We start from the raw sequence: 10,290 nt of genomic DNA on the forward strand, positions 1-10,290 counted from the left end.
ATCGCATTGAGAAGGCTTTCATAGGGGAGGAAGACCCCAAATCGCCCCTATTGATGCGCTCTTTGTCGCGGCCGTGCATCAAATCCGCGATGGCCACAGCATCTGCGGGCCCGCCTCGCGCGTTTCCCTGCAGCCGCTGAGGGCCATCGCGATCTCGAGTTCGTCGCGCAGCAGACGCAGCGCGTGGGCCACGCCGAGCGCACCGGCCGCCGCCAGCGCGTGCACATAGGGCCGCCCCAGCAGCACCGCATCGGCACCCAGGCACAGGGCCTTCAGCACATCGGTGCCGCGCCGGATGCCACCGTCGACCAGCAATGGGAAACCCGCGCCGACCGCGGCGCGCAGCACCGGCAGCAGCTCGGCGGTGGCGGGCAGCGCATCGAGCGTGCGGCCGCCATGGTTCGACACGATCAGGCCCGCGACACCGCGGCGCTGCGCCTCGAGCGCATCGTCCGGATGGGCCACGCCCTTGAGCAGCAGCGGCAGGCGGCTGTGCTCGCGCAGCCAGTCCAGGGTGGACCAGGTGGCCGCGCGCGGCATCAGGCCGTCGAACATCGCGCTCTGGCCGGGCGCCAGATTCAGCGGTTTCTTCAAGCCGCCCAGATTGACCGCGCGCACATCGTCCGGCAGCTTGAAGCCGGCGCGCCGCTCGCGATCGCGCGCGCCATGCACCGGCGCATCGACGGTCAGCACCAGGGCCTCGAAGCCGGCCGCCTCGACGCGCCGCAGCAGCTCGGCCATGAAGACGCGGTCGTCGCGCCAGTAGAGCTGGAACCACAGCGGACCGCGGCCCGGCTCGTCCAGCACCGCGCGCGCCACCGGCTCCATCGGCACGCTGGCCTGGGCGCTGAGAATCAGGCCGGCGCCCTGCGCCGCGGCGGCATAGGCGCTGGCCAGCTCGCCGTCGGGATGGGCCAGGCGCTGATAGGCGATCGGCGCCAGCAGCACCGGCTGCGGCCATTCGCGCCCCAGCAGGCTGATGCGGGTATGCCCGCCCGAGAGGTCGCGCAGCACGCGCGGCCACAGCCGCAGCGCATCCCAGGCCGCACGGTTGGCCTGCAGCACTCGCTCATCGGCCGCGCCACCGCTCAGATAGGCGAAGGCCTGCTCGCTCATGCGCGCGCGCGCATGCGGCTCGAAATCGGCCAGGTTGACGACGTCGGCCGGGATCTGCTGCAGCGGCATGAGTCCGGGCGTCGTACTCATGTGTCCGCCCACATGCGCAGCAGGTTGTGATAAGTGCCGGTCAGCTGCACCGTCGCCTCGGACTCGCCATGCTCGGCGCGCAGCCGCATCAGGCTCATGTCCATCTCGAACAGCAGGCGACGCTGCTCGTCGCTGCGCACCATGCTCTCGATCCAGAAGAAGCTGGCGAGGCGGGCGCCGCGGGTGACCGGCGCGACCTGGTGCACGCTGGTGCCGGGGTAGAGGATCATGTCGCCGGCGGCCAGCTTGACGCGCTGCTCACCGAAGGTGTCCTGCACCACCAGCTCGCCGCCGTAATAGTCCGCGGGATCGGCCAGGAACAGGGTGCAGGAGATGTCGGTGCGCACGCGCTGCTGACCGCCCGGCAGGTAGCGCACCGCCTGGTCGACATGCGGGCCATAGGCATTGGCGCCGCCGCCGTAGCGATTGAACATCGGCGGCAGCACGCGCTTGGGCAGCGCGGCGGAGAAGAAGATCGGATGCCGCTCCAGCGCCTGCAGCACCAGCTGCTGCAGCGCCTGGGCCTCGGCACCAGCCGGGTTCAGCTGCTCGTTGTTCTTGACCCGGGCGGCTTGCGACCCGGCGGTCTGGCGCCCATCCTCCCACGCGGCCTCGCGCAACAGCGCTTGCGCCCGGGCCAGCGCCTCGGGGGTCAGGACTTGTTCGATCTTCAGCAGCATGGACGGCGCATCCTCATGCAAAAAAGGCCCGGAGCACCGCCCCGGGCCAACAAAGGCCTCTTTGGAGAGAAGTTTAGCGAGCCGGCCGGAGCCGGCTCGTGCGCTGGATCAGAACTTGTAGGCGACCGTCATCTGCAGATCACGCCCCTTGCCGGGGATGTAGTGGCCGCGATAGAGCATGTCGGCATACAGCTTGTTGCTGATGTTGGTCAGGTTGGCCTTGAAGCTCAGCTTGTCCACCGTGTACTCGGCCATCAGGTCGGCGGTGATGAACTTCGGCGCCCACGTGGCCGGCGCCAGCTGCGGCGTGTCACCGCTGCGCGCGTTCAGGCCCAGACCCAGACGCAGGGCCGGCGTCACCTTGTAGGTGGTCCAGATCGTGCCACTGTGGCGCGGGGTCAGGCCGGGACGCGAACCGACGGCCTCGCCGGCAGCGGCGGCAGCGCTGGCCTTGTCCACCTTGGCATTCGGGATGTAGGCATACGAAGCGAAGATCTCCCATTCGGGCGTGATGCGGCCGGCAATGTCGAACTCCAGACCGGAGGCATGACGCTCGCCCGACAGCACGTAGTTGCAGGCATTGACCGTCTCGGAGTCGCGGTTGCGCTCGTTGTACTTGGTGGCGCGGAACAACGCGAAACGGGTCGTATAGCGACCTTCGGCCCAATCCAGCTTGCCACCCAGTTCGATGTTGCGGCTGGACTCGGGATCGACATTGGCCGTACCGGCGTCGTACTGATAGGTATCGCCCGAAGTATTGAACGAGGTGCCGTAGGAGAAGTGATAGGACTGTGCCGCCGTAGGCTGGAACAGCACGCCCGCGCGCTTGCTCCACAGCGAGTCGCTGCGACTGACCTTGGCCGCAACCGGCACGCCGCAAATGTTGTTACCCGGGTTGACCGCGATGTTGTGGTACGTCCCCTCAAAGCGATCCCAGCGCAGGCCACCCAGCAGCTTCCACTGCGGGGTCAGCTGCAGCAGGTTCTGGACATAGGCCGCCTGCCCCTTGGCGTCGAACGTACGATTCAAGGTGACGGGCCGCGCAGCCTCGTTGGCCGAACCACCGTCGTTGGGGTTGCCGATCGTGGTCGTCGGCTTGGCCAGCGCGGGCACGCCGTAGTTCTTGAAATCCTCATGCGCCAGCTCCAGGCCCGCGGTCACGTCATGCTTCAGACCGAACCAGCCGAACTTGCCGCTGTAGTCGCTCTGCAGGTACTGGGTATCCATGTCCTGGATCTTGGCCTGACTGCCGCGTGTCAGCACGGTGGCATTGCTGATCGTGTCGGAAGTGACGGCCTTGCGGTCCGGTTGCGACGCGGCACCGGCAAAGCGGATCGCGCTGGCGCGCAGGTCGCGATCGTAGGTCGCGGCGCGGAACTGGGTGCGCAGCTCGCCGCCATCCAGGAAGCGGTGCACATGACCGATGGTGCCGTAGGCGACGCTGGACTTGCTGTAGTCGCTGGCGGCGCCGTAGTAGTTCTTCGGGTCGATGTGGATCAGGCGGTCGCCACCCTTGGTCGGGCCTGGGGTCAGCCAAGGCATGCCGTAGTGCACACCGTTGTTGTTGTCCAGGTAGTAGAAGCTGACCAGGAATTCGTCGGCCGTGCCGATGCCCCAGCGGAAGCTGGGCGCAACGCCCTGCTTGCTGATCTTGTTGCCGCGGTTGTCGGCCTCGGTCACCATCGTCGAGACGCGGAAGGCGGCATCCTCGCCGGTCTTCATGTTGGCATCGCCGACCACGCGGAAATAGCCGCCCTGGCCACCGGTGACGGCCACCTCGCCTTGGTTGATCAGCAGCGGCAGCTTATTGACCTGGTTCACCGCGCCGCCGGTAGAGCCGCGGCCAAACAGCATCGAGGCCGAGCCGCGCAGCACTTCGAGGCGGTCGTAGTTGAAGGTGTCGCGCTCATAGAAGGCCGGATCGCGCATGCCGTCGATGAAGATGTCGCCGGTGGATTGCAGCGAGAAGCCGCGCAGGCGGATGTCTTCCTCGCCGCCTTCGGCCGCCTGGAAGGAGATGCCGGCGGTGTTCTTCAGCGCATCCTTCAGGGTGTCGAGGTTGCGGTCATCAATCAGGCGTTCGGTCACCACGGTCACCGACTGCGGAATGTCGCGCAGTTCCTGCTTGCCCTTGCCGATGCGGGTCTCGGTGGCCTGGTAGTCGTCCTTGCCGGCGCGCTCGGTGCTGGCCTTGGCGCGCACCACGGGCAGCGCGGTCTCGGTCTTGGCCGGCTCGGCGGCCGGGGCGGTCTGGGCCAGCGCGGCCGAGGCCAGGCCGAAGCCGGCGGCGAGCGCGCCCAGGGGCAGCAGGGTGGCGGCGGCCCGCGCCTGGACGGCGGGCTTGTGCGTTTTACGACGGGTCATGGGGAGGACTCCTGTTTGCTTGTGTTGAACTGGCTAGGAAACGGACGGGCATGGCGCTGCCCGGACGACCTGGCTGCAGCGCGGGGCTGGTGGCTTGGCCGCCTAGATGTAGGACAGCGGGAGAACTAGGGCCGCTCGGGCTCGCTGACGAAGCCGACCTTGGTCAGGCCGGCCTTGGACGCGTCGGCCAGGGTTTCGGCGACGAGTCGGTAGGCGACGTTCTGGTCGGCGCGCAGATGCACCTCGGGCTGGTTCGGCTTCTGGCCCTCGGCCGCGAAGCGGGCCTGGGCCTCGGCGCGGGTCACGACCTCGCCGTTCCAGAAGCGGTCGCCGGCCGCGTCGATCGCGAACTCGACCTTCTCGGGCTTCAGCTCATTGGCCTGCGAACTGACCTTGGGCAGGTCCAGCTTGACCGCATGGGTCAGCAGCGGGGCGGTGACGATGAAGATCACCAGCAGCACCAGCATCACGTCGATCAGCGGGACCATATTGATCTCCGCCACCGGCGCGCCGCCGCGTTTGCTGTCGAAGGAAGCGAATGCCATGGCTCGGGCTCCTTGCTGATGCGGCTCAGGCGTTCGCCGGCTTCAGCGTGCGCACATTGCCCTGGCCCTGCTGCACCGCGGCGCCGGGCGCCTCGCCCAGGGTCAGGAAGCTGTGCAGTTCGTAGGCGAAGGCATCCAGGCGCGCGGCCAGCACGCGGTTGCTGCGGGTGAAGGCGTTGTAGGCCATCACCGCGGGGATCGCGACGGCCAGGCCGACGCCGGTCATGATCAGCGCCTCGCCGACCGGGCCGGCCACCTTGTCCAGGGTGCCGGAGCCACTCATGCCGATCGCCAGCAGCGCGTGGTAGACGCCCCAAACCGTGCCGAACAGGCCGACGAAGGGGGCGGTGGCGCCGATCGTGGCCAGGGTGGTCAGGCCGGATTCCAAACGCGTGGTCTCTTCGTCCAGCACCTTCTTGATGGTGCGGGTGATGAAATCGTTGGCGGTGCCGGCCTCGGCCAGGCGCGCGGCGCCGTGGCGCGCATGGTGGGCCTGGGCGTGCAGCGCATGGGCGCTCAGATGCGAGAAGGGGTCGCGCGCGCCATGGGTGCTCAGCTCGGCCTGCACCGCATCCAGCGAGCGGGCGTTCCAGAAGAAGTCCAGGAAGGCGGTGCTGCGCTTGCCGCGCAGGTACTGGGTCAGGCCCTTGGCCACGATCAGGGCCCAGGAGGCCACCGACATGACGACGAGCACGCCGAACAGGAACTTGCCGACGGCGTCGGCCTGGGCGATGAAATGGCCAAAGCCGAAGTTGGCGGTGGCGGCTGCAGCGGTAGCGTCCATGATGTAGAGAGAAAGAAGAGGAGTCGCGGGAGTCGTCGGAGGAGGATCAGCGATCCAGCTCGTAGGACAGCAGGGCCGTGGTTTCCCATTCGATGGGCTGGCCGTTTTCGGTATAGGGAGCGAAGCGCGCGCTGCGGATGTCCTGCAGCGCCTGCTGGTCGATGCGGGCGAAGCCGGAGGACTTCCGGATCGTGGCCTCCTTCAGCAGGCCGCGGGCATCGACCACGATGCGCAAATGCACCAGCCCCTGCTCGCCCAGGCGGCGCGACAGCAGCGGCACGGTCATCTTGGGCTCGACCACGTAGCGCACGGCGCTGGGCGGGATCAGCTTGGGTGCCGGCGGTGCGGGCGGCGCCACGGGTGCGGGCGGGGCCGGCGGCGCGGGCACGGCGGCCACCGGCGCGGGCACCGGATCGGGCGCGGGCGTCACGAAGACCGGTGGCGCCGGCGAGGGCGACGGCGCGGCGGCGATCACCGGCGCGGGCGCCGGACGCGGCTTGACCGGCTGCGGCGCGGGCGGCGGAGGCGGGGTCGGTTTCGGCGGCTCCGGCGCCTGGATCAGGCTGACCATGATCGGTGCGGCCTCGACGACGGCCTGGCGCACCGCATCGACCTGCAGCAGCGCCCAGCCACCCAGCACATGGGCCGCCAGCACGCCACCGGTCAGCGCGCGACGCGCCACCGGCCCCAGCTCATCGGTCTGGCCGGGCCGCGGGGGGGCGCTGAGCACCGCGCGGCTCTTCGGCGCGACGGGGCTGGCGGAGGGAAGGGAACCGCTCGAATCGGCGGTGAGTGAGGCTTGAGTCACGGGACTTGCGCGCAAAGACGCACCAGGGTTCACAGCGGTGGTAATCGTAACATTAATGCGAACAATTCTTATTGGCGACCAACAAAGCGGGGTTTGATGCGATGCAACAACGCAACAGCCGCCCGGATCCGCTTTTGACAAGCAGATGACGACTGCACCGGGCGCCCGAGCGGACTGTCCGCGCGCTGGCGGACCGACTGCACCGGTTCAAGAGCGCCGGGCCTCTCTTTAATCGCGGCTGTTCCGCGCCGGGTCCCCGCCCGGCATTCCGCCACCGTCGCGAAAGTCCTTCCCCATGTCCTTCCCTCTCGCCTCCCGCCCAGGCCCGCTCGCCCTCGCCCTGGCCGCCGCCCTTGCCGCCCCGGCCAGCCAGGCCCAGGCCCCTCAGGTGCAGCTCTACGGCCTGCTCGACCTGGGTCTGCGCATCGATGACAGCAGCGCCGGCCGCATCTCCAGCGTGGTCAGCGGCGGCGCCGCCGGCAGCCGCATCGGCCTGCGCGCCACCGAGGACCTGGGTGGCGGGCTCAAGGCCTCGGCCAATCTGGAGGGTGGCTTCCTGGCCGACTCCGGCGTATTCGCCCAGGGCGGTCGCGCCTGGGGCCGGCGCTCCATCGTCGCGCTATCGGGCGACTTCGGCAGCGTCGAGCTGGGCCGCCAGACCACCCCGCTGTGGCGCGCCGCCGCCGCCACCGACGCCTTCGACGGCCTGATGCTGGGCAACCCCAGCTCCAATGTGTTCGCGCGCCACAACAGCCAGTATGTGCGGGTCGACAACGGCCTCTGGTACATCAGTCCCAAGCTGCACGGCTTCGCGCTGCAGGCGCTGTGGGCACCGGGCGAAAGCTCGGGCGAGGGCGTGCGCGGCAGCGCCGGCTCGATCGGCAGCCTCAGCCTGGCCTGGAGCGGTTCCGGCCTGGACCTGCAATGGGCGGTGCTGCGCAACAACGGCGCCACCAACACCCCGTCCGCCTTGGCCCGACCCGAAACCCTGCAGGCCTTCGGCGCCAGCTACAAGCTGGGCGACTGGCAGCTGTTCGCCCAGGGCGGCAGCGCCAAACGCGACGCCGGCACCGGCAAGGGCGCGCTGGAGCGCCTGGACCAGCGCTCCGCCGCGCTGAGCCTGATGTACACCCAGGGCGCGCACCGCGTGCTGCTGGGCTGGGGCCAGCTGCAGGACAAGGTGCTGGCCAAGGCCGACACCAGCATCGTCGCGCTCGGCTATCAGTACAGCCTGAGCAAGCGCAGCATGGTCTATGCCGGCCTGTCCAAGCGCAGCAACGAGGCCAATGCCCAGTACCTGCTGCTGGATGCCGCGACCAACGGCGCGCTGAAGACCGCCAATGTCGCGCCGGGCTTCGATCCCTCGGCCGTCATGGTCGGCATGCGCCACAGCTTCTGAGCCGCGCGATGCAACGACGGATCCTGATCGTCAACGATGACGGCCTGCATGCGCCGGGCCTGGCCGCGCTGGCGCGGGCGGCCGCGCCGCTGGGCCGGCTGGCCTGCGTCGCGCCGGACCGCAACTGCAGCGGCGCCGCGCAGTCGATCAGCCTGGAGAGGCCGGTCGGCGTGCGCGCGGTCGATGCGGACCGGCCCAGCTGGGCGGTCGCCGGCACGCCGGCCGACGCCGTCTACCTGGCCCTCAGCGGCGGCATCGCCGGCCTGGAGGCGGCGCTGGGCGGGCCGCCCGAGCTGGTGCTGTCGGGCATCAACAAGGGCGAGAACCTCGGCGACGACCTGCTCTACTCCGGCACCGTCGGCGCCGCGAGCGTGGCCGCGCTGTTCGGCTGCCCGGCGTTGGCGCTGTCGGCCCCCGCCGGCGAGACGGCGCTGGAGGCCGGCGCGGCCGCGGTGCTGGCGCTGCTCGACCGCGGCCTGTTCGCGCAGGCGCCGCTGTGGAACATCAACCTGCCGGCCGGCCCGCAGCGCGGCCTGGCCCTGGCCCACCAGGGCCGGCGCCGCCCCCCCGCCGGCGCGCTGCCGGCGCTGGCGCCGCGCGGCGCGGCCGGCCTGTGGCTGGGCGATTTCGGCCCCGGCCTGGTCGAGCCGGGCAGCGACTTCGCCGCCGTGGCCGCCGGCCTGATCGCGCTGACCCCGCTGAGCACCTCGCGTTGCGACCTGGCGGCGCTGCAGCGGGCCCGCGCCTGGCTGAGCGAGCCGGCGCGATGAAGATCCAAGCCGCCGCGCTCGACCTGGACGGCACGCTGGCCGACACGATGGGCGAGATCAGCGCCGCGCTGGCCGATCTGGCGCAAGACCTGGCCCTGCCGGCCTGGGAGCGCGACCGGGTCCAGGCCCATACCGGCCAGGGCAGCGCCCACCTGATCGCGCAATGGCTGGCCGCGGCCGGCCGGCCGGCCGCCGAGGCGCCGGCGCTGGTGGCGCGCTTCCAGCTGCATTACCGGCAGCGCGCGGCCGGCAGCGCCCTCTACCCGGAGGTGCGCGCCGGGCTGGCGCGCCTGGCCGCGGCCGGCCTGCCGCTGGTCTGCACCACCAACAAGCTGCAGGCCCAGGCCGAGGCCCTGCTGCGCGCCCAGGGCATTGCCGAGCGCTTCGTCGCGGTGATCGGCGCCGACACCGCCGGCGCGCGCAAGCCCGACCCGGCCATGCTCCGCCAGGCCGCCGCACGCCTCGGCCTGGCGCCGCAAGACCTGACCCTGGTCGGCGACTCCGGCAACGACGTGCGCGCCGCCCGGGCCGCCGGCTGCCCGGTGATCTGCCTGACGCGCGGGTACGGCCGGCGCGAGGAGCTGCTGGCCCTGCAGGCCGAGCCGGCGCCGCCGCGGCTGCACCTGGTTGCCGACTTCGCCGCGGCGGTGGACCTGCTGCTTGCCCCCGCGCCGCTGTCATCGGTCTGACATCCAAACATCACACACTGCCACGGGAAAACCCTATGACCGCACGCCTCCTCCCTTTCCTCCCGGCCGCGCCGCGCCGCGCCATCCTGCTGCTGGGCCTGCTGGCCGCCGCGATCGGCGCGCAGGCGCAGAGCGGCGAGCTGGTGCTCTACACCTCGCAGCCCGAACGCGACATGAAGGAGACGATCGCCGCCTTCAACAAGCGCCATCCGGCCGTCAAGGTCCAGGTATTCCGCTCCGGCACCACCGAGGTGGTGAACCGCCTGCGCACCGAGATCGCCGCCGGCGCGCCGCGCCCCGACGTGCTGCTGATCGCCGACGCGGTGACCATGGAAAGCCTGAAGTCCGAGGGCCGGCTGGCGCGCATGAGGAATCTGCAGACCGTCGGCCTGCCGGCCGAGTTCTTCGACGCCGAGCGCACCTATGTCGGCACCAAGCTGATCACGATCGGCCTGGTGCAGCATGCCAAGTCCCCGGTCAAGCTGCGCGGCTGGCAGGACCTGCTGAACCCGGCGCTGAAGAACCAGGTCGTGATGCCCAGCCCGTTGTATTCCGGCGCGGCCGCGATCGCGGTCGGCGCCTGGGCCGAGCAGGCCGGCCTGGGCTGGAAATACATCGAGGCGCTGAAGGCCAACGGCGCCAGCGCGGTGCGCGGCAACGGCGCGGTGCTGCAGCAGGTGGCCCAGGGCGAGAAGATGGCCGGCGTGCTGGTCGACTTCATGGCCCTGAACGCCAAGGCCAAGGGCTCGCCGGTCGAGTTCGTCGCGCCCGCCGAGGGTCTGGCCTATGTGACCGAACCGGTCGCCATCCTGAACAGCGCGAAGAACGTCCCGGCGGCCGAGGCCTTCGTGAACTTCCTGATCTCGCCCGCGGGCCAGCAGCAGGCCAGTGCGCTGGGCTACTTCCCGCTGCAGCCGGGCGTCAAGCCGCCGCCCGCCTACCCGGCCGCGGCCAGCCTGAAGTTCCTGCCGGTCAGCCCCGAGCGGCTGCTGGGCAATGCCGAGGCGGACCGCAAGCGCTTCGCCGCGCTGTTCGGCGGCTGAGG

Annotated in this window: 10 protein-coding genes; 4 read left to right on the forward strand and 6 right to left on the reverse strand. The window is 70.4% G+C overall.

Translation table 11 applies throughout. From position 1 onward, the window contains the following. Positions 1-78: 78 nt before the first annotated feature. From G8A07_RS26130 to G8A07_RS28220, 6 genes are all read right to left on the reverse strand, one after another. Positions 79-1,206, reverse strand: coding sequence for an alpha-hydroxy acid oxidase (locus G8A07_RS26130; protein ID WP_195794824.1), 1,128 nt, complete (start codon positions 1,204-1,206; stop codon positions 79-81). Then, the gene (locus tag G8A07_RS26135) at positions 1,203-1,886 is read right to left on the reverse strand and encodes a Fe2+-dependent dioxygenase (protein WP_195794825.1); all 684 of its coding nucleotides are present in this window, start codon (positions 1,884-1,886) and stop codon (positions 1,203-1,205) included. Before G8A07_RS26135 ends, G8A07_RS26130 begins: the two co-directional genes overlap by 4 nt. A gap of 108 nt (positions 1,887-1,994) precedes the next feature. After that, positions 1,995-4,250: a TonB-dependent siderophore receptor gene (locus G8A07_RS26140; RefSeq protein ID WP_195794826.1), complete on the reverse strand. Its 2,256-nt coding sequence runs from the start codon at positions 4,248-4,250 to the stop codon at positions 1,995-1,997. A 125-nt stretch (positions 4,251-4,375) separates the two neighbouring features. After that, on the reverse strand, positions 4,376-4,795 hold the full coding sequence (locus tag G8A07_RS26145; RefSeq protein WP_195794827.1) for a biopolymer transporter ExbD: 420 nt from the start codon (positions 4,793-4,795) through the stop codon (positions 4,376-4,378). A 25-nt stretch (positions 4,796-4,820) separates the two neighbouring features. Continuing rightward, entirely contained in the window at positions 4,821-5,579 is a 759-nt protein-coding gene (locus G8A07_RS26150) for a MotA/TolQ/ExbB proton channel family protein (protein WP_195794828.1), read from the reverse strand. Positions 5,580-5,625: 46 nt separating this feature from the next. Then, the gene (locus tag G8A07_RS28220) at positions 5,626-6,309 is read right to left on the reverse strand and encodes an energy transducer TonB (protein WP_195794829.1); all 684 of its coding nucleotides are present in this window, start codon (positions 6,307-6,309) and stop codon (positions 5,626-5,628) included. A gap of 373 nt (positions 6,310-6,682) precedes the next feature. On the opposite strand from G8A07_RS28220, the gene G8A07_RS26160 reads away from it, so the two are divergent. From G8A07_RS26160 to G8A07_RS26175, 4 genes are read left to right on the forward strand one after another with little or no spacing between them, the layout of a single operon-like run. Next, positions 6,683-7,786 (forward strand): porin, encoded by a 1,104-nt coding sequence (locus G8A07_RS26160; RefSeq protein ID WP_195794830.1) that lies wholly within the window; start codon positions 6,683-6,685, stop codon positions 7,784-7,786. 8 nt (positions 7,787-7,794) lie between these two features. Continuing rightward, complete coding sequence (gene surE, locus G8A07_RS26165; protein WP_195794831.1) at positions 7,795-8,556, forward strand: 5'/3'-nucleotidase SurE; 762 nt, start codon at positions 7,795-7,797, stop codon at positions 8,554-8,556. Then, the gene (locus G8A07_RS26170) at positions 8,553-9,245 is read left to right on the forward strand and encodes an HAD family hydrolase (protein ID WP_195794832.1); all 693 of its coding nucleotides are present in this window, start codon (positions 8,553-8,555) and stop codon (positions 9,243-9,245) included. Before surE ends, G8A07_RS26170 begins: the two co-directional genes overlap by 4 nt. 35 nt (positions 9,246-9,280) lie before the next feature. Further along, a complete protein-coding gene (locus G8A07_RS26175) occupies positions 9,281-10,288 on the forward strand; it encodes an ABC transporter substrate-binding protein (RefSeq protein ID WP_195794833.1) in 1,008 nt (335 codons plus the stop codon). The last annotated feature ends 2 nt before the right edge of the window (positions 10,289-10,290 follow it).

This window comes from Roseateles sp. DAIF2 (genome assembly GCF_015624425.1).
Taxonomy (GTDB): domain Bacteria; phylum Pseudomonadota; class Gammaproteobacteria; order Burkholderiales; family Burkholderiaceae_C; genus Kinneretia.

Bases quoted from the DNA above. Each gene is read 5' to 3' on its own strand.
- G8A07_RS26140 (WP_195794826.1), bottom strand. From the start codon at position 4,250: ATGACCCGTCGTAAAACGCACAAGCCCGCCGTCCAGGCGCGGGCCGCC.
- surE (WP_195794831.1), top strand. From the start codon at position 7,795: ATGCAACGACGGATCCTGATCGTCAACGATGACGGCCTGCATGCGCCG.
- G8A07_RS26150 (WP_195794828.1), bottom strand. From the start codon at position 5,579: ATGGACGCTACCGCTGCAGCCGCCACCGCCAACTTCGGCTTTGGCCAT.
- G8A07_RS26145 (WP_195794827.1), bottom strand. From the start codon at position 4,795: ATGGCATTCGCTTCCTTCGACAGCAAACGCGGCGGCGCGCCGGTGGCG.
- G8A07_RS26160 (WP_195794830.1), top strand. From the start codon at position 6,683: ATGTCCTTCCCTCTCGCCTCCCGCCCAGGCCCGCTCGCCCTCGCCCTG.
- G8A07_RS26170 (WP_195794832.1), top strand. From the start codon at position 8,553: ATGAAGATCCAAGCCGCCGCGCTCGACCTGGACGGCACGCTGGCCGAC.
- G8A07_RS26130 (WP_195794824.1), bottom strand. From the start codon at position 1,206: ATGAGTACGACGCCCGGACTCATGCCGCTGCAGCAGATCCCGGCCGAC.
- G8A07_RS26135 (WP_195794825.1), bottom strand. From the start codon at position 1,886: ATGCTGCTGAAGATCGAACAAGTCCTGACCCCCGAGGCGCTGGCCCGG.
- G8A07_RS26175 (WP_195794833.1), top strand. From the start codon at position 9,281: ATGACCGCACGCCTCCTCCCTTTCCTCCCGGCCGCGCCGCGCCGCGCC.